The sequence below is a fragment of the Streptomyces sp. NPDC006510 genome, from assembly GCF_040611955.1.
Taxonomy (GTDB): Bacteria; Actinomycetota; Actinomycetes; order Streptomycetales; family Streptomycetaceae; genus Streptomyces.
In genome coordinates, this window is the sequence record NZ_JBEXPH010000070.1 from 18,607 (window position 1) to 41,252 (window position 22,646).

The window sequence follows — 22,646 nt, forward strand, 5'->3', positions numbered from 1 at the left end:
ATGAGCCCTCATCGAGAAACCGATGAGGGCTCATGAACGATCGAGGCTGCCGGTCAACTATCGGGCGCGGGACACCAGCGGGGGCTCGCGCCTGCGTCGGCACGGACGCGCCGTCGGCAGGAAGAGGGAATCACTGAGCCGGCGCTGTCACTGGTTGCGCGCCGGTTCCGGTGCCGGATTGCATGGTCCCCGTCGTGGTGGCGGGGGTGGTCGTGCCACCACCGGTACCCGGGGTAGTCGTGCCACCACCAGTACCCGGGGTAGTCGTGCCACCGCCAGTACCCGGAGTGGTCGTGCCACCACCGGTACCCGGGGTAGTCGTGCCACCACCAGTACCCGGAGTGGTCGTGCCACCACCAGTACCCGGAGTGGTCGTGCCACCGCCAGTACCCGGGGTAGTCGTGCCACCACCGGTACCCGGAGTGGTCGTGCCACCACCGGTACCCGGGGTAGTCGTGCCACCACCAGTACCCGGGGTAGTCGTGCCACCACCGGTACCCGGGGTAGTCGTGCCACCGCCGGTCTCCGGCGCAGTCTCACCGCCACCGACCGTGTTGCCGCCGCCGACCGTGTTACCACTCCCCGCGATGACGGAGCCACCGATGGTGGAACCAATGATTTGGTTCAGGTTGTTGATTGTCTGATTGCTGACTTGGTTGATCACCGTCTGCGACAGACCAAGACTTCTCCCCGTGGCCTGCGCCGCCGCTACGCCCTGCGCCGCCGCCTCTTGCGGGGAGGCGCCTCTGCTTCTCGCCGCTTGTGCCGCGCTCGCTCCGGCAGCCGCAGCAGTGGCTGCACCTGCTCCGGCCGATGTCGCTGATTCCCCCCCGGCGCAGGCCACAGGGCCTACGGAGAAGCTGCCTGTGCCCGTTACGGCGGTCGGTCCGATACGACCGTCAGAAAATGGTCGCAGCACCATCCCCCCGGGGGAGACGGTGAACGTCCCATTGGGATTGAAATTCTCTCCCGTCAAGGTATTTGCTACTACCCGACACGTCTGGGTCGGGGCGGCGGAAGCAGGCACGGCAGTGGTCGCGGCCAGCCCCCCGACAAGCGCCACCGTCGCGGCGGAACTCAGGACGACTTTTCCTCTCACGGCTTTCCCCTTTCCGGCACTGTGCTTTCTTGCTGTTCCAGTCGCGTGCCATCGTGAGCAGCGGGCCAAAGCCACGGCGTGACTCCGGCGTGACGCTGACGTGACGACGGGACTGACAGCAGCAACTCCGGGTGGAATCCTGGAATCCCACCTCATCCAGCTTGCACGTTCTCTTTGAGGATGTCGCACCGAAAGATTTTCCGGATTCAACCAGTCATGACCGGGGAGTTGAGGGCAGATGCCGTACGGGACGCAACCCGGGGAACGTGCCCCAGCTGAACGAGATGGATCAGCAGCAGACCGGGCCGAACGATACGATGGTTGTCAACGCCCAGTAATAGTTCTCCGGGAATCGTCCCCGTTGAGCCATAGTGCTGGGGCCACTGAAGCCCCAGCACGCTGATGGGGCACTCCAGTTCACTCCGAGCCTTTGAGCTGATGAACATGAAGAAGACAACCTTGCGGAACATCAGTGCCGCGGCGGCGGCATCCTTCTTGGCGGCTGGCATCCTGGGCACATCAGCGAGTAGCTCTATTGCCTCACCGCAGAATTCCCAGGTCGCACCGTCGGTGCTCAAGTGCTACACAGTCATCGACAATCCGGACGAGATCGTCTGCTATCGGGTTTCTCAGCGGGCCCTGAATACGGGCAGTCAGATTGTGTTCTTCCCCTTCCTCATCCAGGTGCCCACGCCTTCGAATCCCCCAACTCCGGTCGTCGTGAATGTTCTGCCGCCGCCCCCGCCGGATCTGTCTCCAGGGGATTCCTTCAACGGCACGGGACAGTTGCTCCAGCCGCCAACCGGCTGAGACCGCCTTCACCGGATACCGCCGGGCTCCCCGAAGACCGTGGGCGGCGCATGCCCCGGAGCCCGGTGGGCATGCGCTCATGGCGGGCCGAGGAGCGCTGTCGTGGTGCGATCAGTGTCGCAGGGCGGTTGCCACGTTTACCTTGACGTCGCCCGACAGCTTGCGGTTGCTGCGGGCCGTGGCGTCCTTGGAGGCCTTGGTGCCGACGTCGTCGATCGTCACCACCACCGTGTCGAGCAGATTGCCGTTCGCGTCACGGAAGTTGACCTGCACCGCGTACGACTTCTTCGAGTCGGCGCTGTTCGTCACGGTGACCTTCACGATGGCGCGGCCGTCGCTGTCGGTGCTCGGCTTGCCCAGTGCGACATCGCTCTTGGCGTTCACGCCGTTCTTGAAGCTGTTCAGCTTCTCGCTCGCGGCGGCCGTCGCCGAGGCCACCACGTCGGAGCCCCTGGATGCCACCGACTCCGCGGCGGACGCGGCCTTGGACGCCGTGCTGGAGGCGCTGCCGCCGCCGTCGGAGCAGGCGGCGGCCGTCGACATCACGGCCGTTGTCAGCAGTACGGCCCACAGACCTCGTGCGGCTTTCCTCGTCATCGTGCCTCCCAGCACTCGCCGTCGCCCACCGCCCCAGTCAAAGGGGCCGCGGCCCGGGGCGCATGCCGTGCACGCCGGACGGGTGGTGGGCCGGGTCGCCGGAGGGGCCGGCATCGAGTCGCGGCGCGGCGGAGGGCGGACGAGCCTGAGGGGCATGAGCGATCAGAAGCCGGACGGATTCCCGGAGGGGATGTGGCGTCGGCGGCGGGAGTGGCCCTGGGTGCTGCTCGTGGTCGTGCTCGTGCCGGCCGCCGGTGGTGCCGTGGCCGTCGAGCTGGTCGCCGGTGAGCTGTCGAGGGAGGCGACGAAGCCGCTTCGGGTCACGTACGAGGTCACCGGCACCGCCAAGGACGTCACCATCACCTACCCCACCTGGCAGAACGGTGGTCTCTCGACCGCACGGCTGACTCTGCGGACCCTGCCGTGGGCCGGGGAGACGCGGACCAAGGGGTTCATGAGCGGCGGCTCCTTCGCCGTCACCCTCGGTGCGTCGGGCGGCGAGGTCGCCTGCGCCGTGACGGTGGAAGACGGGACCGTCCGGACCGCCACGGCCTCCGGGGCCTTCGCCACGGCCACCTGCGGCGGGTTCTGATCCGGGTCCGCGTGGACGCCGCCGCGTGCGCGTGGCTGCACGCACGCATGCATGGGGCCGTGCCCCCGGGCCCCGGAGGGCGCGGGGGCACAGCCACCGGGTGCGTCGGCCGTCAGCGGCCGTAGCGGATCAGGGCGCGGACCATGCGGCAGGTCGTGTCGGACGGCGGGTGGATGCCGATGCGCTCGGCAGTCGTACGTATCTTGGCGTTGGTCGCGGTCGACGGGTAGTAGACGCCCGTGTCGAGCAGGGCGATCGCCAGGCGCATGGCCTTCAGGCGACGGTTGTGGGAGACGTACCACTCGCGGGGCCGGCCCGCGGGGAGCGGCTTCTTCTTCAGGGGCTTGTGGAGCGGCTTGGTCGTGACTGCGGCAACGGCCATCGGCAACCTCCTGGCACGGTCGTGGAACCCTCACGAACTGCCTCCATTTTACTGCCCGGCACTGACAATCGGCGCTGGCCAGAAGGGCTTTCGGGACATCCCTCGCGTACCTTTGGCCCCATGGAGATCTGGATCAATCCCGCCTGTTCGAAGTGCCGCAGCGCGGTGCAGCTGCTCGATGCGGAGGGTGCCGAATACACCGTCCGCCGTTATCTGGAGGATGTGCCGTCGCCGGACGAGATCCGGGCCGTGCTCGACCGGCTCGGGCTGGAGCCGTGGGACATCACACGGACTCAGGAAGCCGAGGCGAAGGAGCTCGGGCTCAAGGAGTGGCCGCGCAAGGCCGGTTCGCGTGAGCGGTGGATCTCGGCCCTCGCCGAGCACCCGAAGCTCATCCAGCGACCGATCATCACCGCGGACGACGGGACCGCCGTCGTGGGGCGCACGGACGAGGCGGTACGCGACGCGTTGGGACGCTGAGCATCCGCGGGCGGCCGGTGCCACAGCCCGTGCGCCGGCCCCTGCGACGGGCCGTCACCCGATGAAGTCCGCGATCCTGCGGTTCAGTTCGTCGGCCGTCGGCCCGTGCAGCGGCAGCATGTGGTGCGTCGCGCCGGGAATCGTCGCCGTCGTCGCCTGCGGGAGCAGCCGGGCCGCCCCGGCGGCGACCCTGGCCGGGTCATGGGCCCGGCCCCGTCCGGCGAGCAGGATCAGGGTCGGTACGTCCAGTCCGCCCAGGGCCTCGGGCGCGGGGCGGGGCCCGGTGACCGGGCGGGCGGACGGGAAGCCGGCGGCCGAATCACGCAGCCGCAGCCAGGCCGGGTCGAGCGCGGCGCCGCCCGTCTCCCACGCCAGGAAGGCCCGCGTCCGCTTCGCGTCGGGCCGGATCAGCATCGGCAGGGCGTGCAGGAGATAGCCGGGCCGGTAGCCGACGAAGCACTGTGTCGGGTCCACGAGGACCAGCTTCCGGACGCGGTGGGGCGCGTACAGGGCGTAGTGGAGAGCGATCCACGCCCCGTAGGAGTGCCCGCCCAGCGCGGTGCGGTCGGCGCCCAGCCCGTCCAGTACCCGATCGAGCCATGCCGTCAGGTCCGCCACCGTACGGATCGGGCGCTCCCCCGCGACGCTGCGGCCCGGGTCCCCGATCAGGTCGACGGCGTGGACACGGTGGGCGCGGCCCAGGTGGGCCGCCTGGGCGTACCAGACGGTGGAGGTGGAGCCGCCGCCGGCCAGCAGCACCAGGGGCGGGGCGTCCCCGGGGCCGCAGCTGTTGACCCGGGTGGTGCCGTACGGGGTGGTGACCTCGGAGTACGTCGTTCCGGCGGGCCAGTTGACCGCCAGGACCTCGTCGTACGCCTCGTTGAACGACGTGGGTGCCGACGTGGATGTCATGGGTGCCTCCCTGGTCGTAACTGTCGTAACTGCTGCTGGTCCACTCCCGGATATTATCTCGCTCAGCGAGATAATAGACTCGGTGGAGCGGAAGGAGCGTCGATGAGTGAGCAGATTCCCGAACTGGAGATCGTCCATCTGCTGCGCAAGGTGACCGTCGAATTCGGGCTGCGCCAGGCCGAGTTCGCGGCTCTCCACCACATGCACAGCACCGATGTACGCGCCCTGATCTGCCTGCTGGACGCCGAGCGGGCGGGCACGGACGCCACCGCCGGATGGCTCGGCGCACAGCTCGGGCTCAACTCCGCGGGCACCACCGCCGTCATCGACCGTCTGGAACGGCTCGGCCACCTCACCCGCACCCGTGACCCGCGCGACCGGCGACGGGTGCTGCTGGCGGTCGACGAACGGGCGATGGAGCTGGGGTGGGCGTTCTTCGGTCCGCTGATCGAGAACATGGTGACGGCACTGCGCGGCTTCGACGAGAAGGAAACGGCTGCCGTCCGGCGCTTCCTGTACGCCGCACTCCAGGCGGTCACCTCGATCCCCTGACCACGGCGCGGCGGCGCAACGCCTCGCGCACCGGCCCCGCCCCATCGGCCGCGTGAGCCGACCGCGCGCACCGGCCCCGCCCCGTCGACCGCGTGAACCGACCGCCCTACGAAGCGGAGACACCCGTATGCCCCGGCCCGCCCCCTCCGCCCCCATGGCCCTCCTCGGCGACTTTCTCATCACCGGCACGGTGGGCGGCGCCGATGCGACCTCCACCCCCGACGAGGTCACGGCGCTGCTCGGCGACGCATTCGCGGAGAGCGGCGACCAGGAGCAACGGCTGCGCTGCTACGAGCTCGCCGAGTTCGCCTGGCAGCGGGCCTCGCCCGAGGCTCCCTGGGACGGCGTCCACGTCATGGTGCAGGCCCATCGGCTCGAAGTGCCCGTGCTGGTGGACGACTTGGCGAACCATCTGCGACAGGCGGGTTTCCCGCTCGTCGAGGTGGCGCCCGACGGGCTCGGGTGCCGCCGCTTCGTACGGGAGGACAGCCGCACGGGCCTGCTCGCCGACGAGAACACCGGAGCCGTCCTCAAGGTCTCGGCGCCGACATGGTTCGGGACCGGCCCCAGGTACGCGGAGCCCGCCTGGTCGCGGGAGGCCAGGAAGAGCTGGGCGAACCATCTGGTGGAGCTGGACCCCGGCGAGCGGGAGCGGTGGGCCGTTCGGCGACAGCCCGAATCGGGGGAGGAACGGGCCCGCTGGTGGTGGTGCCTGCTGGTCGCCTGTCGGCAGCGCGTTGCCGCGGGCCCGGACGGCGTGCGGGACCGGTGGGCGGAGCTCACGCTCTGGCTGATCGGGAAGTGCCGTACGGCCGGGGTCCTCAACCGGGCGGAGGCCGCGCTCCAGATCGCCGGCGGCTCGCTGCTCCCGCCGGACGAGACCATCCGCGTGTGCCTGGAGGCCATCCCGGTGTCCCGGGCGGAGGTGGCGACCCGGGACACCACTCCGTACGCCCCCGAGCACCTCGTGGCGATCAACCGGTCCCGGCAGGCGAAGGCCCTTTCGCTCGCCGCTGGATCCCAACTGCGCAGAGGCGCACAGGACTTGACCCTGAGGGCCGAGGTGGAGGCCTGGCTGGAGCTCCGCCCGCTGCTGATGTAGCGAACGAGCGAGCCGGCCGCGACGGCGACCGGCCCCGTCCGCACCCCGCGACCTTGGCCGTGATCCGCCGGACGGGCCCTAAGCGCCCGCCTGCTTCTCCGCCTCCGCCAGCAGCTCCGTCAGGCGCAGCCCGAACCGTACGTCGCACGGGTGCGGCTCCCCCGTACGCACCGAGTGGATCAGCGCGTCGACCGCCGCCCGCAACGAGCCGACCGGGTCGGCCCACCGCGGCAGGGTGGCCGTTCCCTGTTCGCCCCTGAGCTCGATCTCCGTACCGACCGCGCCCACGGGTGCCCCCAGTGCGAGCGTCACCGTGCTGGACGCGCCGGAGGCGTGGCGGAGGATGAGATGCGTGGTGTCGGACGGGCCGCGGGCCGCGGTCAGCGCGGTCACATCGCCCAGCACCGGGATCAGGACCGACAGGACGTGCGGGCCGACGTCCCACAGGCCGCCCTTGTCACGGCGCCACGGCGAGGCGGCGTACTCGTTCGTCGTGCCCGGGGCGAACAGCGCTCCGATCCACTCGGCACGGGCGGTGAACCAGCCGTCCAGAGCTGCCTGTTCAGCGATCCAGTCGGATGTCTCGGCCGCGAACCGCAGGGTGCAGAAGACGACGGAGGCGACCCCGGTCTGCTCGGCGGCCCGGACGACCTCGCGGGCTCCCGCGACGGTGGTCGCGACCGGCTTGTCCAGCAGCAGATGACGGCCGGTGGCCGCGGCGCGGGCGGCGAGCGGGGCCTGGACGTCCGGCGGCACGGCGAACGCGACGGCGTCGCTGGCGGCGAACAGCTCGTCGATGCCCGCCTCGCCGCTGTACGCCGTGGTGCCGTGTGCGCCGGCCAGCTCCCGCGCGGCCTCGGGGCGGCGGCCCCACACACCGCTCAGTACGACGCCGGGGTGGGCGGCGAGGGCGGGTGCCTGGGTGTTCCGGGCCCAGGGGCCGGTGCCGACGAGGCCGATGCGCAGGGGGGTCGCGGGAAGAGTCGTCATGGGGCAAGTCTGCCGGGTCCGTCGGGCCGGACCCGTATTGAGTTGGCGCGAGGCGGTGTCGATGACTACGTTTGCGGGGCCGGCCGCGGGACTCCGGCCGCGACTTCCGGGACTTGCCTCTGAAGCAGTGATTTCGCTGTTCGCGCCCCCATTCCCCGGCCGGCGCTCCGCCTCTGTGTACGGCGGCGCGTGACACCACGGGGGAATCCATGACCACCAGCACCGGAACCGACGCCGGCCTCGTCGCGGCCGAGGACGTGCTGCTCTTCGTGAACGCGGCGATCACCGCGACCGGGCAGCGCGAGTTCCGTTCGACCGCGTATCAGCAGCAGCTCTCGCTGGGCTTCCTCCATGAGTACGTACGGGTCAACTACCGCCGGGTGTACGCCGCCGCGCTCGCCCTCGACATCAACGACCACAACGCCGTGCGCATCGTCCGGGGTCTGCTGGAGCACGCGGCCGACGCGGGCGCCGAGGAGAAGCGCACCGAGGGCCGGCTGATCGCCGCCCGGCTGGCGAAGCTGCCGCCGCAGCGCGTGTACCGGCTGTTCCGGGAGCTGCGGGCGGCCAAGGTGAACAACCGGCGCACCCGGGCGATCATGCGGGACTGGCTGGCCGCCCGGCCCGATCCGGCGCACGACGCGGTGAAGTACCGCTCCGGTCTGAAGACCGCGGCTCGCCATGTCCACCTCCGGTTCGGCGAGTCCGGTGAGCCGGGTGGGTCCGTCGAGACCGGAGACTTCCTGTTCCGGCCGGGACACCGGCCGCGCTACCGGCACCAACTGCTCGACGCCTGGCGGCGCGCGCACTACGAGCAGGGGGCCGTCGAGGAGCTGCCGTTCACGGTCGCCGAGGGCTTCGCCGCCCGGCGCGGGGTGAAGCGCGAGGTGTTCCTGGAGCGGATGGTGCCGCGGATGACCCGGCTGGAGCGGCTGCGGACCCTGGGGCAGCGCGGTGCCGGCGACGATGTGCGGCTGCCCGCGGATGTGGACCTGACCGTGATGCCGCTGACCCGGCTCGCCCTGTATGTCCTGTCGCTCGGCTTCGAGGCGCGGCGGCGGCACCGCGAGGAGCTGACCCGTGCGCTGCGCACCGCGGCCCGTCGCGCGGCAGGCCCGCATGCCGGGAGCTGGGGCCGGGTCGCCGCCGTACTGGACGACAGCTACTCCTCGTCAGGGTCGGGCGAGAAGCGGCGCCGCCCGCTCGCCGTGGCACTGGCCTGCCACTTCCTGCTGGAGGCGCTGGCCCCGCCGGGCGCGTACCGCCCGCTGTGGACCTCGGGGCGTACCGATCCGCTGCTGGTCAGGCCCTGGGGACCGACCCCGCTCGGCACCCGTGTGCTGGACGCCCTGGAGCACGGCCCCGACCGGCTGGTCATCGTCTCGGACGGCTGGGACAACGCGCCGCCCGGACTCGCGGGCGAGGTGCTGCGGGTCTGGCGGACCCGGCTCGACCCGGACCGGCGCACCGCGGTGGTCCATGTGAACCCCGTATACGACGCGGACGGTTTCGATGTCCGGCGCCTCTCGCCGAGCGTGCCCACGGCCGGGGTCCGGGACGCGGAGGATCTGCCGGCGCTGGTGGAGATCGCGGGGTTCGCCGAGGGGCGTACGGGGGCGGCGGCGCTGTACGCCTACCTGGACCGGCAGGTGGCCCGGTTCGTGAGTGACGACGGGACGGGAGCGCCATCGTGAACAGGCTCGAACTGACCGGGCTCGCCACCCGCCCCGCCCAGGTGTGGGGCGGCATCCGGCTGGTGCCGCTGGTGCGCGAGCAGCCGGTCGAAGGGCTCCGGCTGCACGAGGAGCTCTACACGGACCACGGGCACGGCATCGTGGACATCGGGCCGCGCACGCACTACGCCTCGGTCATCCCGCACGGCTTCGTCGCCGACTGGTCCGGCGAGGGCGAGCAGTCCGCCGCGTACGGTACGCAGCTCGCCGCGGCCGGCTCCGCGGCCGGGGACCGGCTGCCCCGGACCGCGCGGCTCCAGCGCCACCGCCACCACCGGATGGCGAAGCGCCGGCCGGGCGACCGGCTGCGTTTCCTGCCGCTGCACCTCGCGCTGGAGGGCTATCTCGCGCTGCACTTCGGCGGCCCCGCCGTCGCCTGGGAGGAGTGGTCGCGGCAGGCACTGCGCGACGGACTCTCGCCGCGTGCCGAGGACGCGTACCTGGGGTGGTCGGTGCGCGGCCTCGGCGACGCCCTGCGGGTCTTCGAGATCCATCCCGGCCAGTGCGGAGTGATGGTGTACGCGGCCGATGCGCTCGCCGCCGCGTTCGTGGTGCCGCACCCGGACGACTACCGGCTGCTGCACCCGTCGCTCGTCGAGGACCTGTACGGCGAGCTGATCCACCAGTACGCGCTGTACGGCGCGCCCGTGCCGGAGTTCACGGCGCGGATATCCGACGGTCCGCAGCTGCGGACCCTGGCCGGTCTGCGGGCGGCGGCGCGGGCGCAGGAGCAGGAGTGGGCCGAGGCGCACGACTCCCTGTTCGCGGGTGAGCTGCTGGACTCCTCGTACGCCTTCGACCGGGTGTACCGGATGGGTCCGTTCACGCTGTGGCGGTTCCTGCCGCCGTTCCGGCCGGGCGGGGCGGGGCAGCACATCGGTGAGACGATCACCGATCACAAGGGGCAGGTCGCGTACCTGAAGACGTTCCGGCTGTCCGAGGCCCAGATCAGACGCGGCCATCTGCTGCACCGGCTCGCCGACGCGGACTGGCGGCTGGCGGGGGCGGCCGAGGCGCTGGGGACCACCGAGGAGGAAGTGGTGCGCCGGATCCGTGCGGCCGGCTTCGAGTCGCTGCTCAAGGCCCGCGCGTAACGCGGCAAACCTCGGTAACACGGGGTTCACATCCGGGCAACGGACGGGAAATCGCGTCTTGCGAAGCTGCGCTGCGTAGACCGGACCGCAGCACCGCAGCACCCGCAAAGGATGGCTTCCGTGACGTTCAAGGCTGAGTACATCTGGATCGACGGCACCGAGCCGACCGCCAAGCTCCGCTCCAAGACGAAGATCATGACCGGGAGCCCCGCGCAGGACGTGACGGAGCTGCCGATCTGGGGCTTCGACGGTTCGAGCACCAGCCAGGCCCAGGGCCACGCCTCCGACCTGGTGCTGAAGCCGGTCTTCAGCTGCCCGGACCCGATCCGCGGCGGCGACGACATCCTGGTGCTGTGCGAGGTCTTCGACATCGACATGACGCCGCACGCGTCCAACACCCGTGCCGCGCTGCGCCCGGTGGCCGAGCGGTTCGCGGGCCAGGAGCCGATCTTCGGCATCGAGCAGGAGTACACCTTCTTCGACGGCCACCGGCCGCTCGGCTTCCCCGAGGGCGGCTTCCCGGCCGCGCAGGGCGGCTACTACTGCGGGGTCGGCGCCGACGAGATCTTCGGCCGCGAGATCGTCGAGAAGCACCTCGACAACTGTCTGAGGGCGGGCCTCGGCATCTGCGGCATCAACGCCGAGGTCATGCCCGGCCAGTGGGAGTTCCAGGTCGGCCCGCTGTCCCCGCTGGAGGTCTCCGACCAGCTGTGGGTCGCCCGCTGGCTGCTGTACCGCACCGCCGAGGACTTCAATGTCTCCGCGACCCTCGACCCGAAGCCGGTCAAGGGCGACTGGAACGGCGCGGGCGCGCACACCAACTTCTCCACCAAGGCGATGCGCGAGGGGTACGACGCGATCATCACCGCCTGCGAGTCGCTGGGCGAGGGCTCGAAGCCGATGGACCACGTCAAGAACTACGGCGCGGGCATCGACGACCGGCTGACCGGTCTGCACGAGACCGCCCCGTGGAACGAGTACAGCTACGGCGTCTCCGACCGCGGCGCCTCGGTGCGCATCCCGTGGCAGGTCGAGCAGGACCGGAAGGGCTACATCGAGGACCGCCGCCCGAACGCCAACGTCGACCCGTACGTCGTCACCCGGCTGATCGTCGACACCTGCTGCGCCGCGCTGGAGAAGGCCGACCAGGTCTGATCCCGATCCGTCGCCCGCGCGAAGGGGGGCGCCCACCCGGCCGGGTGGGCGCCCCCCTTCGCTGCTGCGCACCGCGCCCGGCCCGTTGTCAGTAGCGTGTGCCAGTGTTGGTGCATGCTCGACATCAAGGTGGAGACCGAGAACTTCGAGACGCACACCAGGATTTCGGACGGGGCACTGAGCGACCTGGTGCACCGGATCGGCACGAAGGGCGACCGCTTCCTGGTCGTGCAGCGCATACCCGACCTCCCCGGGACCTTCGTGCAGGTCTGGTACGACCACGGCGAGGGCTACCAGCTGGAGCACCGCTCCGGCGGTCCCGCCACGCACTACCGGACGATGGTCGATTCGCCGGAGCGGGTCGCCGAGCTGATGACCCGCTGGGCGCGCCAGGAGCCGGAGTGGGACGCGGGTGCGGAGTGGGAGAGCGCCGGGATGCCGGAGGAGGAGCCCGTGCCGGAGCTACCGGCGGAGATCCGGGAGCAGCTGGAGGAGCGGATACGGGAGCTGCTCCGCTGCGGATACGGGACGGTCGAGGATCTCTCCCGGACGGCCGAGGACTACCTGGTGAAGGACGGCGTGCGTCCGGTGACCCACGCGCAGGCGCGGCAGCTGGTGGAGCGGCTGTGGCTGGAGCGGGTCGAGGAACAGCGGCAGTGGCCGGACGTGACCGACGCGGACCGGCTGGCGCAGGCGTTCGCCCGGCTGGACTGGGGCGGGATCACGGCGAAGGAGCATTTCACCTGTTGCCGGCCGTGCGGTCTCGCCGAGATCCGGGGCGCCGGGCGTGAGGATGCGCGCGGCTTCGTCTTCTTCCATACGCAGGGCACCGAGAGCGCGGCGTCCGGGCACGGTCTCGCGCTGTACTACGGCGGGTTCGGCCGGGCGGAGGACGCGACCGCCGCCGTGGGCCGGGAGGTCGTCCAGGCGCTCGACGAGGCGGGGCTGACGGTGGAGTGGGACGGTTCGCCGGACAAGGCGATCGAGCTGACCGGCCTGGACTGGCGCAAGCGACTGGTGGGTTGAGAGGGTCACGGGCCGTGGGCCGATGGGGACGGCGGCCCACCGGTCGCGGCGGCCGAACAGGAACCCGAGGTGAGGAAGGTAACGCAAAGGGTCCGTATCGACGGGCGGGAGAGGTCTGCTGCGCCGTCCGGTTCTCTGGTTCAATGGGGGCATGGCCGGTATCCAGCACACCTCGACAGGTCGCAGCGACCTCGAACCGTTCTGGCCTTCCCGTCAGCACCATGACTTCGACCGGGTGTGTTGCCGCGCGTTGAACGCGCAGGCCCTCTAAAGCCGCTCACCCCGGCCTTCGGCCCGCGCGCAAGCAAGTCCGTCCACCGACGACTCCTTCGCGCGAAAGAGCTGACTCTCATGGCGAACACCCGTACCTTCTCCGCGACCGCTGCCACCTCAGCGCCTTCGGCGGTCGCTGCGGCCACCACCTCCGCCCGCTCCCTCTCCCCCAACCGTCACCGGCTGCGTGCCGTCGACCGCGACGAGGTCGTCCAGCTGGCCGATGTGGCCGAGTTCCTGCCGCCGGGTGCCACCTGGCTGCCCGCGCCCCAGCACACCGTTCCGGCGCTGCCGGGCCGGCCGCCGATGATCGGCTATCTGGTGCTCGTACCGGCCGACCAGCAGCCCGCCGTCACCCCGGCCACCGCCGCGGCCGCCCAGTACATGGTGCCGACACCGGTGGAGGACCCGGCCGCGGGTCCGGTGCGCATCGACCCCGTACAGCGCACCGCGGCGGTGGACGGGAACACGCTCGACCTCACCTACCTGGAGTTCGAGCTGCTCGCCCATCTGGTCGCGCACCCGCACCGGGTGCACACCCGCGACCAGTTGGTGACCACGGTCTGGGGCTACGGGCATGTGGGCGACGGGCGCACCGTGGATGTCCACATCGCCCGGCTGCGCCGCAAGCTGGGCGCCGAGCACCGCCGTTCGATCCAGACGGTGCGGCGCGTCGGCTACAAGTACACGCCCTGACGCACCGGAAGGCATGTGGGGCGGGGCCCGGGCGGGTCGGTTCCGGCGCGGGGCGGGCCCGGGGCCGGGGGGGGCGCCGCCCGGGGCCGGCGGGGGCCGGCCCCCCCCGCGGCCCCGCCCGGGGGGGCCCCCCCGCTCCGCTCCCCCCCGCCCCGGGGCCGCTCCATGCGCAGGGCAGGCCGCGCCGGTCAGCCGCGTCGTCCGGCCCCCGCCGGCTCCCGCTCCGGCTCCTCGTGCTCCGGGCTCGGCAGGCGGGTGCGATCGCCATCGAGGACCTCGACTTCACCACCGAGAAGACCCGCGAGAAACACGGCCGCAGGAAACGGTTCCGGCAGCTGATCTCCGGCATCCCAACCGGGAAACTCAGGGCCCGGCTGGTCTCCATGGCCACCGAACACGGCCTGAGCATGGTCGCGGTCGACCCCGCCTGCACCAGCATGTGGGGTGCCCAGCACTGGCAGAAGCCACTGGCCACCCCGCACCGCAGAATGTCCCGTCACGATGCCGCCGGTATCGCGATCGGACGACGCGCCCTCGGACACCCCGTCCGGCGGCGGACGGCACCGCCCCCACACGACCGGAGCGATCGTGCGGGGCATCGGACCGCCCAGGCCGGACCAAGTGACCGGGGGCGTGAGGGAACCCGCCCACCCGCAACGGACCGGCCCCCTGGAGAGCCGTTACCGAACGGGAAGCGAAAGCGGGAACCCAGCGCATCCAACACCGTTCGGGATGCGCCCAGTACGCGTCAGTGGGTCCAGGGCTCACTCACGCACACTGGCTGGGAACGGTGTACCCAGCACCACCTCCACCGGGTGGCCAAACGGCTGACGCCCCTTGTGCCCGACGGGTCAGACTGTGTGCGGACCGGGGCCGACACGAGGGCCCGGCAAGCCCAACGAGGGGAGACGGGCCGGGATGAACGCGAAGCAGGGACGGATAAGGGCCGCGATGCTGGCCGCCGGACGCGGAATCGTGGTGTCGGTCGCGAGTCTGGTCGGTTCGATCACCCTCTTCGTGTGGGCCGTGCTCTCGATCGCCTTCATTCCGCTGGGCATCGGCCTGATCACCACCCCCTATGTACTGGAGCTGGTCCGCAGGCACGCCAACCGGCGCCGGCTGCTCGCGGTCACCTGGTCCGGCATCCGCATACCGGTCCCCTACCGCCCCTTCCCGAAGGATCTGCGTACCGGTCTCACCGGGCGGGTGGAGCGGACCACGCTGATGCTGAAGGACCCGGCGACCTGGCGTGACATCCAGTGGCTGCTGGTCGACATGACGGCGGGCTATGTGGTGGCGACCCTGGCCGCCGCGCTGCTCGTGTACCCGGTGGAGGGTTTCGTCCTGGCGGCCGGGCTGTGGCGGGTCTTCACCGACGACCGCTACTGGTACGGCTTCGTGCCGGTCGACAGTCAGGCGACGGGTCTTGCCGCCGCCGCACTCGGAGTGGCGTTGTTCGCGACCGGCGTGCTGGTCAGTGAGCGGCTGCTGCGGCTGCACTTCGTGATCGCCCGAGCGCTGCTGGCCCCCAGCCAGGAGCAGGAACTGGCCCGGCGCATCGACCGGCTGACCGAGACCCGGCACGAGGCGGTGGACACCGCAGCCTCCGAACTGCGGCGCATCGAGCGGGATCTGCATGACGGCGCGCAGGCCCGGCTGGTCGCGATGGGCATGAGTCTGGGGACCGTGGAGGCGCTGATCGAGAAGGACCCGGCGCAGGCCAAGAAGCTCCTGGCCATGGCCCGGGAGTCGTCCGCCGAGGCGCTCACCGAGCTGCGCGACCTGGTCCGGGGCATCCACCCGCCGGTCCTCGCCGAGCGCGGACTCGGGGACGCGGTACGGGCGTTGGCGCTGCGACTGCCCTTCGAGTCGGAGGTCGACGCGGAGCTGGGCGGCCGCATGGACGCCGCGGTCGAGTCGGCGGCGTACTTCGCGGTCAGCGAGACGCTGACGAACGCCGCCAAGCACTCGGGGGCGGACCGCGTCTGGGTGGACATCCACCACGAGAACGCCACGCTGCGGGTCTCCGTAACCGACAACGGCCGGGGCGGTGCGACGGTCGGCGGCGGCTCCGGACTGAGCGGAATCGAACGCCGACTCGGTACATTCGACGGCATCATGGCCGTCAGCAGCCCCGCGGGCGGTCCCACCATGGTGACCATGGAGATCCCTTGCGAGTTGTCCTAGCCGAAGATCTCTTCCTGCTGCGCGACGGCCTGGTCCGCCTGTTGGAGGCGTACGACTTCGAGATCGCGGCAGCCGTCGAGAGCGGTCCCGAACTGACCCGTGCCTTCGCCGAGTCGGAGCCGGACGTCGCGGTCGTCGACGTCCGGCTCCCGCCGTCCCACACGGACGAGGGCCTGCAGTGCGCGCTGGCGGCCAGGCGGGCCAAGCCGGGGCTGCCGGTGCTCGTGCTCTCCCAGCACGTGGAGCAGTTGTACGCGCGCGAGTTGCTGGCGGACGGCAACGGCGGGATCGGTTATCTGCTCAAGGACCGGGTGTTCGACGCCGACCAGTTCGTCGATGCGGTGCGCAGGGTCGCGGCGGGCGGCACCGCGATGGACCCGCAGGTGATCTCGCAGTTGCTGTCGCGGCGGTCGCAGGACAAGCCGATGGGCATGCTCACCCCGCGCGAGCGGGAGGTCATGGAGCTGATGGCGCAGGGCCGTTCGAACGCGGCGATCGCCTCGCAGATGGTGATCACGGAGCGGGCGGTGGCCAAGCACACCTCGAACATCTTCGGGAAGCTCGGCCTTCCGCCGTCCGACGACGACAACCGCCGGGTCCTCGCGGTGCTCGCCTATCTGGACCGGGGCTGAGCAACGCACGGCCGCGCGGCTCCGGCGAAGGGGGCGCGCGGCCACGGGGTCACGGCGCGGTGCTCAGGTGCAGTGTGGTCGCTCCCAGGTGTGGCGTCGCCCGGGGCTCCAGCGCCGAACGCCCCATTGCCCGCCCCCTCGCCCGTCATTAACGTGCGCACCGCACACGCCTGTTGTCACATGCACCACCATGAACAACACCGAGGAGTGCGGATCATGACGGAACCCTCCCTGCCCTTCAGCTCCTCCCGGCCGACCAGACGTACGCTGCTGGGCACCGCCGGAGCCATCGGCGCCGCCGCCGCGGTCGGCGCCACCGTCTCCCCCGCGCACGCCACCGACGATCCGGCCGCTCCGGCCCGGGATCTCGTACCCGCGTACGAGGCCCTCGGCCGTCTGCTGCCGGACCACGCCGGCCAGTTCCGGCTCCGCTCCCTCCCCCTGGGCGACGGCGCACAGGACCGCTTCCGCGTCACCGGCGCCACCGGGCGGATCGAGATCGCCGCCACCACCCCGGCCGCCGCCCTGACCGGGGCGCACTGGTACCTCAAGTACACCTGCGACGCCGTCATTTCGTGGTCCGGCAGCCGCCCCGGGCTGCCCCGCCGGCTACCCGCGCCCCGTACCCCCGTCGAGCGCTCCGCGACCGTCGCTCACCGGTTCGCCCTCAACGACACCCATGACGGCTACACCGCCCCGTACGCCGACTGGCCGCGCTGGGAGCGGATGCTCGACGTCCTGGCCCTGCACGGCTGCAACGAGGTCCTGGTCACCGCCGGACAGGAGGCCGTCTACCACCGGCTGCTCCAGGACTTCGGCTACAGCGACACCGAGGCCCGCACCTGGCTGCCCGCCCCTTCCCACCAGCCGTGGTGGCTGCTCCAGAACATGAGCGGATACGGCGGTCCGCTCGGGCCCGAGCTGATCGCCCGTCGTGCCGCCCTGGGGCGGCGCATCGCCGACCGGATGCGGGAGCTGGGCCTGGCACCGGTGTTCCCGGGCTACTTCGGAACGGTCCCGGACGGCTTCGTGGACCGCAATCCGGGGGCCCGGGTCGTCCCGCAGGGGACCTGGAACGGGCTGCGCCGGCCCGACTGGCTCGACCCCCGCACCCCCGTCTTCGCCGAGGTGGCCGCCGCCTTCTACCGGCACCAGGAGGAGCTGTTCGGCCCGGCGGACCACTTCAAGATGGATCTGCTGCACGAGGGCGGCAGCGCCGGTGACGTCCCGGTGCCGGACGCCGCCCGCGCCGTGGAGTCGGCCCTGCGGGCCGCGCACCCCGGCGCGACCTGGGTGATTCTCGGCTGGCAGGCCAATCCCCGGCCGGAGATGCTGGCGGCGATCGACACCGGCCGGCTGCTGATCGTCGACGGCCTCTCCGATCTGGACACCGTCACCGACCGGGAGAAGGACTGGGGCGGAGCCCCGTACGCCTTCGGCACCATCCCGAACTTCGGCGGCCGTACGACGATCGGGGCCAACACCGACCGCTGGACCGAGAAGTTCACGGCCTGGCGCGACAAGCCGGGCAGCGCCCTGGTCGGCACGGCGTACATGCCGGAGGCGGCCGAGCGCGACCCGTCGGCGTTCGAACTGTTCGCCGAACTGGCCTGGCGGTCCGGAAAGGTGGACCGGGAGGCGTGGTTCCGGGAGTACCCGAAGGCCCGTTACGGCGGCCGCGACCGCTCGGCGGAAGCGGCCTTCGCCGCGCTGGCCGCCACGGCGTACCGGCTGACGAGCACCGACGGCCGCCCGGTCGACTCGCTCTTCTCCCGCAGGCCCGGCATCACTTCCTCGGTGAATTCCGCCTTCGACCCGGCCGGTTTCGACCGGGCGTTCGCGGCGCTCCTTGGCGTACACCCGTCCCTGCGCGACTCGGACGCCTACCGCTACGACCTCACCGATCTGGCCCGGCAGGCGCTCGCCAACCGCTCCCGGACCCTGCTGCCGCAGCTGCGGGCCGCCCAGACCGACAAGGACGTGGACCGGTTCCGCGCACTGGCCGCGCTCTGGCTGAAGCTGATGCGGCTGACGGACGCGATGTCGGGCTGTCATCGGGCCTTCCTGCTGGGGCCGTGGCTGGAGGACGCCAAACGGCTGGCGACGAGCCCGGCGGAGGCGGTGCGGCTGGAGTGGACGGCGCGCACCCTGATCACCACCTGGGCGGACCGGACGGCCGCCGACAACCTCAGCAACTACGCCAACCGCGACTGGCACGGGCTGATGGGCGAGGTCCATCTCCCGCAGTGGCAGGCGTACCTGGACGAGCTGACCGACGCGCTCGCGGAGGGCCGGGCCGCGAAGCCGTTCGACTGGTACCCCGGCGAGGAGGAGTGGACCCGGCGGACCGATGTCCATCCGGTACGGGCGACGGGCGATGCCCACCGCACGGCCCGGCGGGTCTTCGAGACCCTGTCCACCGCCCCGTACCAGGGCACCGTCACGGTCTTCGCCGATCCGGTGGCGTTCACGCCGGGCAGCACCGGCACCGTGACGGCCGCCTTCCGCAATCTGAACGGCCTGCGGTCCACCGGCCGGATCGACTTCGCGCTGACCGGTCTCGACGCCACCGCGACGGGCGGCACCTCCCTCGACGAGGTCGCGGCCGGCGGATCCGGTTCGGTGGACTGGCGGGTCACGGCCCCGCCCGAGCCGCTGACCGCACCGCTGCGGCCTATGCGGTACGAACTGAGCACCGTGTACGGGCCGCGCGGCGAGGACCGGGTGACCGATCTGCGGCGCGGCGCGGTGTACATGGCGGCGCCGCTGGAACCGGGCTGGCGCACCTACACGACGAACGCGGCGGTCTTCGGGGAGCTGGACGGGCGGTTCGCGATCAACGGGGCGGGTCAGGACCTGTGGAAGGGCACCAGCCAGTTCGGCACGGCGTACCGGGAAGGGGCCTGGTCCGACGGGTCGGAAGTGATCGTGCGGGTCGACGCGCAGGAGAACACCGGGGGCTGGGCGCGTTCGGGGATCGTGGTGCGCAACGGCCTCGCGACGCCGGGCTCCGCCGGGTTCCTGAATCTGGCGGTGACGCCGTCCAACGGTGTGGTGCTCTCGTACGACACGAACGGCGACGGCACCCTGGACACGTACCGGCGGATCACCGGGATCAAAGCCCCGGTGCTGCTCCGGCTGACCCGGGCCGGGGACGGGTGCACGGGTTCCTGCTCCACCGACGGCGGGGCGACCTGGCGGGCGGTGGCCACGACCGCCCTGCCGGGAACGGCGGCGGCCCAGGACGTGGGGATCTTCATGAGCGCGACGAACGGGGGGAGCGGGCTGCGCGGCACGGTCGAGTTCAGTGGGTGGCAACTGCGGTGAGGCGACGGCCCGTTGCGCCGCTCACGAGCGGGCCGGGGTGGCCATCGCACGACTCGCTCGTGCTGCTGAACGTGCGTGCTGTCCGGGCGCCGGGCGAGGTACGGGGGCGGCGTACCGGTGCCGCGCGGGCTCGGTGGTGCGGCACCGGTCGATCCGTCGTACGCGGACGCCCGACGGCGGGTGCTGCGCGCGGCACTGGCGGCCGTCGCGGCTGCTGGTGTGCGGGGCGCTGCTGCGGCTGCCGGGCGTCGGCTGGGGGCGCGGCGCGTCGGCTACAAGCACGCCCCCTGAGACCCGTTACCGTACGCAGCCGGCCAAGCACACCGCTCGGTCGGACTCCTGCCCTCAGCTGCATATCGGGCCGCCGCGTGGTGGCCGCAGCCGGCTCGACCGCCGCTCGGTAACCCCCGGTAAGCCTTGGCAAACCATGGCTGGGGCGCAAGTAGCCGCCTGCGGAGAGCATCCACTGGCTGCCGTCAGCTGAGCCCGGTCACGCCGACGTCACGCCGCGGTGATGCCCAACACCCGACGATGGCTGGTGCAGGCAAGCGCAAACCCGCTTTCACACGCAAGGAATCCACCATGATGAGAAGCATTCGGCAAGGAATTCCCCGCCTGATCGGCGTGTCGAGCTTGGTCGCGGCGCTCGCTGGCGGGGTTGGTGCGACAAGTGCCGCAGCAGCGCCCCAGGCCCCGCCAAAGGCCCCCTCCCAGAACATCTGCACACGGGCCACGCCCCAGTTCTGCACCGGCAACGTCCTCCAGCAGGGCGCCCAGACCGGACCCGCCAGCGGCAACGTACTCCAGCAAGGTGCCCAGACCGGACCGGGCCGCGGCAACGTCCTCCAGCAGGGCGCACAGACCGGCGCCACAGGCAACGTCCTCCAGCAAGGCGCCCAGACCGGACCGGGCCGCGGCAACGTCCTCCAGCAAGGCGCACAGACCGGACCCGCCAGCGGCAACGTCCTCCAACAGGGCGCACAGACCGGACCGGGCCGCGGCAATGTGCTCCAGCAGGGCGCACAGACCGGCGCCACAGGCAACGTCCTCCAGCAAGGTGCCCAGACCGGACCGGGCCGCGGCAATGTGCTCCAGCAGGGCGCACAGACCGGCGCCACAGGCAACGTCCTCCAACAGGGCGCACAGACCGGACCCGCCAGCGGCAACGTCCTCCAACAGGGCGCACAGACCGGACCCGCCAGCGGCAACGTCCTCCAGCAAGGCGCACAGACCGGACCCGCCAGCGGCAACGTCCTCCAGCAAGGCGCACAGACCGGCGCCAGCAGCGACGTCCTCCAGCAAGGCGCACAGACGTGACCTCTGTCGCGTGCTGACCACGCCAAACTACCGACCAAACTCGGTAGCGCGAACCCGCCACTGGGCAGTGGCGGGTTCGCCAACTCCGGGAACTCGCTCACGGCGTAGTCGAAGCACGACCCGACACGGCCGTGACGATGTCCGTCTGGTCCGGGCCCCTGCGGTGCTTCACCACGCGGTGCTTCTCCACGCGGGGTCCCAGACAGAGTTCCGCCAAATTTCCCTGCAGCCAATGACTCCACAGCCAATGACTCCACGGCCAATGACTCCACGCTACGACGGGAAGCTACAGCTACCGGGATCCGTTACCAGGGCGCGACTGCTGCAGTTCGGACACCAGCCGGCGCAGCCGCGGTGTGGGACGGAGTCCCAGCTCGTCGCGGAGGTGCTGCTCGTAGCGTTCGAAGTCGTACAGCGCCTCGGACCGATTGTCCTCCGCCAGGTGGGCGCGGATCAGCGAAGCCTGGCTGCTCTCCCGCAGCGGATCCGCTTGGACGGCCGCATGGGCGGCCGTCACAGCCCAGGCGAACTCCTTCGTGTCGATGAAAGCGCCCGTCAGTGCCTCAAGGGCGTGGAGTCGAAGCTGCCGCCATTGCTCCGCCTCCGGCAACATCCACTCGTCGTACCAGCCGGGAAGCAAATCGGCGGACAGCTGGTCGACGGCCGACGCGTTGAGGTCGAGTTCCTCGGCCGGGACATGGGGATCGAGTATTCGCTGGGCCAACGACCGAGCCCGGAACAGGTCGACGGTGGCCTCCCGCGCGAGGCGCAACTCGGCGGGGCAGATGTTCAGTGCTTGCTTCCCGAGACCCTGGAGGCGTGACAATGCCGACCGCAGGTTCGTGTTCGCACCTTGCTCGGACGCTTCGGGCCAAAGACTCCCGGCGACCAGAGTTCGAGGGACAGCGGCCCGGTAGTTTAGCGCGATAAACGCCAGTAGTCGCTTCGAGCCAACTGGGACGGTCACTGGTTGGTCGCCGACTACGATGTCGAAACCGCCGAGAAGAGAGATGCTCACGGACGGCCCGGACCTGGTGGGCGGCGGAGAGAAAACGAGATCATATGAGCTCATGGCTTTGTGATCGCGTAGGAGTCGGTCTACCCGGCGCCCGTCGACTGGCCGCGCCGTCATTGCTGGGGGCCAGCGATCTGTACACCTCCCGCATAGCCATGCTGCTCTACCTGCCAAGAGATGTCGAATTGTCCTGATCGAGGCCAAGGATTGGTGCCCCCCGGCCGAACTTCCGCGGGTATGGCGCACGGGTCGAACCGGCGGACGGTGGCCACGGCCGCCGTGCCGGGAACGGCGGTGGCCCAGGGCGTGGGGATCTTCATGAGCGCGACGAACCGCGGGAGCGGGCTGCGCGGCACGGTCGAGTTCGGCGGGTGGCAACTGCGGTGAGCGGGCGTCCCGTTGCACCGCTCCCGGGCGGGCCGGGGTGACCATCGCACGATTCGCTCGTTCTGCTGAACGTGCGTCCACTGCCAGAAGTACCTTCCGCAGCCGCCCCGGCCGATGGGGAGCAGGCCGGGACCGCGCTCGTCGAGCACTATCCGCGGCTGGTCCGGCTCGGCTACCTCGTGCTGCCGCCGTCGCTCGGTAGCCACCGCCGGGTGCTGAAGGCGCACGCGCTGGCCCAGCGGTGTCTGCTGTCCGGGCGCCGGGCGGGGGCCGGCGGCGGCGTCCCGG

At 71.3% G+C, this 22,646-nt stretch carries 21 protein-coding genes and 2 pseudogenes; 18 read left to right on the forward strand and 5 right to left on the reverse strand.

The window, feature by feature from the left end; genetic code table 11:
* Positions 1 to 1,537 precede the first annotated feature (1,537 nt).
* A complete protein-coding gene (locus ABZY11_RS21680) occupies positions 1,538 to 1,909 on the forward strand; it encodes a hypothetical protein (RefSeq protein WP_356480698.1) in 372 nt (123 codons plus the stop codon).
* Positions 1,910 to 2,020: 111 nt separating this feature from the next.
* Here the strand turns inward: ABZY11_RS21680 and ABZY11_RS21685 are convergent, their stop codons facing one another.
* Positions 2,021 to 2,506 (reverse strand): hypothetical protein, encoded by a 486-nt coding sequence (locus ABZY11_RS21685; protein WP_356480699.1) that lies wholly within the window; start codon positions 2,504 to 2,506, stop codon positions 2,021 to 2,023.
* A 154-nt stretch (positions 2,507 to 2,660) separates the two neighbouring features.
* Between ABZY11_RS21685 and ABZY11_RS21690 the strand changes: the two genes are divergently transcribed.
* On the forward strand, positions 2,661 to 3,098 hold the full coding sequence (locus tag ABZY11_RS21690; RefSeq protein ID WP_356480700.1) for a hypothetical protein: 438 nt from the start codon (positions 2,661 to 2,663) through the stop codon (positions 3,096 to 3,098).
* A gap of 112 nt (positions 3,099 to 3,210) precedes the next feature.
* Here ABZY11_RS21690 and ABZY11_RS21695 read toward each other — a convergent pair whose 3' ends face one another.
* On the reverse strand, positions 3,211 to 3,480 hold the full coding sequence (locus ABZY11_RS21695) for a hypothetical protein (RefSeq protein ID WP_326742355.1): 270 nt from the start codon (positions 3,478 to 3,480) through the stop codon (positions 3,211 to 3,213).
* A 120-nt stretch (positions 3,481 to 3,600) separates the two neighbouring features.
* Between ABZY11_RS21695 and ABZY11_RS21700 the strand changes: the two genes are divergently transcribed.
* Positions 3,601 to 3,960 (forward strand): arsenate reductase family protein, encoded by a 360-nt coding sequence (locus ABZY11_RS21700; protein ID WP_356480701.1) that lies wholly within the window; start codon positions 3,601 to 3,603, stop codon positions 3,958 to 3,960.
* 54 nt (positions 3,961 to 4,014) lie between these two features.
* On the opposite strand, the gene ABZY11_RS21705 is transcribed toward ABZY11_RS21700, so the two are convergent.
* Positions 4,015 to 4,872, reverse strand: a complete 858-nt coding sequence (locus ABZY11_RS21705; protein ID WP_356480702.1) for an alpha/beta fold hydrolase — start codon at positions 4,870 to 4,872, stop codon at positions 4,015 to 4,017.
* Positions 4,873 to 4,974: 102 nt separating this feature from the next.
* On the opposite strand from ABZY11_RS21705, the gene ABZY11_RS21710 reads away from it, so the two are divergent.
* Both ABZY11_RS21710 and ABZY11_RS21715 read left to right on the forward strand, forming a co-directional pair.
* The gene (locus tag ABZY11_RS21710) at positions 4,975 to 5,424 is read left to right on the forward strand and encodes a MarR family transcriptional regulator (protein ID WP_356480703.1); all 450 of its coding nucleotides are present in this window, start codon (positions 4,975 to 4,977) and stop codon (positions 5,422 to 5,424) included.
* Positions 5,425 to 5,551: 127 nt separating this feature from the next.
* Positions 5,552 to 6,526 (forward strand): hypothetical protein, encoded by a 975-nt coding sequence (locus ABZY11_RS21715; RefSeq protein ID WP_356480704.1) that lies wholly within the window; start codon positions 5,552 to 5,554, stop codon positions 6,524 to 6,526.
* A 78-nt stretch (positions 6,527 to 6,604) separates the two neighbouring features.
* Here ABZY11_RS21715 and ABZY11_RS21720 read toward each other — a convergent pair whose 3' ends face one another.
* On the reverse strand, positions 6,605 to 7,516 hold the full coding sequence (locus ABZY11_RS21720) for a Gfo/Idh/MocA family oxidoreductase (protein WP_356480705.1): 912 nt from the start codon (positions 7,514 to 7,516) through the stop codon (positions 6,605 to 6,607).
* A gap of 209 nt (positions 7,517 to 7,725) precedes the next feature.
* Between ABZY11_RS21720 and ABZY11_RS21725 the strand changes: the two genes are divergently transcribed.
* From ABZY11_RS21725 to ABZY11_RS21775, 11 genes and pseudogenes are all read left to right on the forward strand, one after another.
* The gene (locus ABZY11_RS21725) at positions 7,726 to 9,210 is read left to right on the forward strand and encodes a hypothetical protein (RefSeq protein ID WP_356480706.1); all 1,485 of its coding nucleotides are present in this window, start codon (positions 7,726 to 7,728) and stop codon (positions 9,208 to 9,210) included.
* Positions 9,207 to 10,343 carry a hypothetical protein gene (locus tag ABZY11_RS21730; RefSeq protein WP_356480707.1) on the forward strand — a complete coding sequence of 379 codons (1,137 nt, stop codon included), beginning with the start codon at positions 9,207 to 9,209 and terminating at the stop codon, positions 10,341 to 10,343. The genes ABZY11_RS21725 and ABZY11_RS21730 overlap by 4 nt, the downstream gene beginning before the upstream one ends.
* 120 nt (positions 10,344 to 10,463) lie before the next feature.
* Positions 10,464 to 11,498, forward strand: coding sequence for a glutamine synthetase (glnII, locus tag ABZY11_RS21735; protein WP_356480708.1), 1,035 nt, complete (start codon positions 10,464 to 10,466; stop codon positions 11,496 to 11,498).
* Positions 11,499 to 11,612: 114 nt separating this feature from the next.
* The gene (locus ABZY11_RS21740; protein ID WP_356480709.1) at positions 11,613 to 12,524 is read left to right on the forward strand and encodes a hypothetical protein; all 912 of its coding nucleotides are present in this window, start codon (positions 11,613 to 11,615) and stop codon (positions 12,522 to 12,524) included.
* Positions 12,525 to 12,875: 351 nt separating this feature from the next.
* Positions 12,876 to 13,493, forward strand: a complete 618-nt coding sequence (locus tag ABZY11_RS21745) for a winged helix-turn-helix domain-containing protein (protein ID WP_356480710.1) — start codon at positions 12,876 to 12,878, stop codon at positions 13,491 to 13,493.
* 257 nt (positions 13,494 to 13,750) lie between these two features.
* Positions 13,751 to 14,254 (forward strand): annotated as a pseudogene (locus ABZY11_RS21750) (IS200/IS605 family accessory protein TnpB-related protein); the annotation flags it as partial.
* 157 nt (positions 14,255 to 14,411) lie between these two features.
* Positions 14,412 to 15,680, forward strand: coding sequence for a sensor domain-containing protein (locus ABZY11_RS21755; RefSeq protein WP_356480711.1), 1,269 nt, complete (start codon positions 14,412 to 14,414; stop codon positions 15,678 to 15,680).
* Positions 15,665 to 16,312 carry a response regulator transcription factor gene (locus tag ABZY11_RS21760; RefSeq protein WP_356480712.1) on the forward strand — a complete coding sequence of 216 codons (648 nt, stop codon included), beginning with the start codon at positions 15,665 to 15,667 and terminating at the stop codon, positions 16,310 to 16,312. The genes ABZY11_RS21755 and ABZY11_RS21760 overlap by 16 nt, the downstream gene beginning before the upstream one ends.
* 216 nt (positions 16,313 to 16,528) lie before the next feature.
* Positions 16,529 to 19,639: an alpha-N-acetylglucosaminidase TIM-barrel domain-containing protein gene (locus tag ABZY11_RS21765; protein ID WP_356480713.1), complete on the forward strand. Its 3,111-nt coding sequence runs from the start codon at positions 16,529 to 16,531 to the stop codon at positions 19,637 to 19,639.
* 75 nt (positions 19,640 to 19,714) lie between these two features.
* Positions 19,715 to 19,930: a hypothetical protein gene (locus ABZY11_RS21770; RefSeq protein ID WP_356480714.1), complete on the forward strand. Its 216-nt coding sequence runs from the start codon at positions 19,715 to 19,717 to the stop codon at positions 19,928 to 19,930.
* A 291-nt stretch (positions 19,931 to 20,221) separates the two neighbouring features.
* Complete coding sequence (locus ABZY11_RS21775) at positions 20,222 to 20,956, forward strand: hypothetical protein (RefSeq protein ID WP_356480715.1); 735 nt, start codon at positions 20,222 to 20,224, stop codon at positions 20,954 to 20,956.
* A 292-nt stretch (positions 20,957 to 21,248) separates the two neighbouring features.
* Here ABZY11_RS21775 and ABZY11_RS21780 read toward each other — a convergent pair whose 3' ends face one another.
* Entirely contained in the window at positions 21,249 to 21,974 is a 726-nt protein-coding gene (locus ABZY11_RS21780; protein ID WP_356480716.1) for a BTAD domain-containing putative transcriptional regulator, read from the reverse strand.
* Between the two features lie 234 nt (positions 21,975 to 22,208).
* Between ABZY11_RS21780 and ABZY11_RS21785 the strand changes: the two genes are divergently transcribed.
* Together ABZY11_RS21785 and ABZY11_RS21790 are read left to right on the forward strand one after the other, a co-directional pair.
* A complete protein-coding gene (locus ABZY11_RS21785; protein WP_356480717.1) occupies positions 22,209 to 22,358 on the forward strand; it encodes a hypothetical protein in 150 nt (49 codons plus the stop codon).
* Positions 22,359 to 22,429: 71 nt separating this feature from the next.
* Positions 22,430 to 22,646, forward strand: a pseudogene (locus ABZY11_RS21790) (hypothetical protein); the annotation flags it as partial.

Coding starts and splice junctions, on each gene's coding strand:
- ABZY11_RS21680 (WP_356480698.1), top strand. CDS start 1,538: ATGAACATGAAGAAGACAACCTTGCGGAACATCAGTGCCGCGGCGGCG.
- ABZY11_RS21685 (WP_356480699.1), bottom strand. CDS start 2,506: ATGACGAGGAAAGCCGCACGAGGTCTGTGGGCCGTACTGCTGACAACG.
- ABZY11_RS21690 (WP_356480700.1), top strand. CDS start 2,661: ATGAGCGATCAGAAGCCGGACGGATTCCCGGAGGGGATGTGGCGTCGG.
- ABZY11_RS21695 (WP_326742355.1), bottom strand. CDS start 3,480: ATGGCCGTTGCCGCAGTCACGACCAAGCCGCTCCACAAGCCCCTGAAG.
- ABZY11_RS21700 (WP_356480701.1), top strand. CDS start 3,601: ATGGAGATCTGGATCAATCCCGCCTGTTCGAAGTGCCGCAGCGCGGTG.
- ABZY11_RS21705 (WP_356480702.1), bottom strand. CDS start 4,872: ATGACATCCACGTCGGCACCCACGTCGTTCAACGAGGCGTACGACGAG.
- ABZY11_RS21710 (WP_356480703.1), top strand. CDS start 4,975: ATGAGTGAGCAGATTCCCGAACTGGAGATCGTCCATCTGCTGCGCAAG.
- ABZY11_RS21715 (WP_356480704.1), top strand. CDS start 5,552: ATGCCCCGGCCCGCCCCCTCCGCCCCCATGGCCCTCCTCGGCGACTTT.
- ABZY11_RS21720 (WP_356480705.1), bottom strand. CDS start 7,516: ATGACGACTCTTCCCGCGACCCCCCTGCGCATCGGCCTCGTCGGCACC.
- ABZY11_RS21725 (WP_356480706.1), top strand. CDS start 7,726: ATGACCACCAGCACCGGAACCGACGCCGGCCTCGTCGCGGCCGAGGAC.
- ABZY11_RS21740 (WP_356480709.1), top strand. CDS start 11,613: ATGCTCGACATCAAGGTGGAGACCGAGAACTTCGAGACGCACACCAGG.
- ABZY11_RS21745 (WP_356480710.1), top strand. CDS start 12,876: ATGGCGAACACCCGTACCTTCTCCGCGACCGCTGCCACCTCAGCGCCT.
- ABZY11_RS21755 (WP_356480711.1), top strand. CDS start 14,412: ATGAACGCGAAGCAGGGACGGATAAGGGCCGCGATGCTGGCCGCCGGA.
- ABZY11_RS21765 (WP_356480713.1), top strand. CDS start 16,529: ATGACGGAACCCTCCCTGCCCTTCAGCTCCTCCCGGCCGACCAGACGT.
- ABZY11_RS21775 (WP_356480715.1), top strand. CDS start 20,222: ATGATGAGAAGCATTCGGCAAGGAATTCCCCGCCTGATCGGCGTGTCG.
- ABZY11_RS21785 (WP_356480717.1), top strand. CDS start 22,209: ATGGCGCACGGGTCGAACCGGCGGACGGTGGCCACGGCCGCCGTGCCG.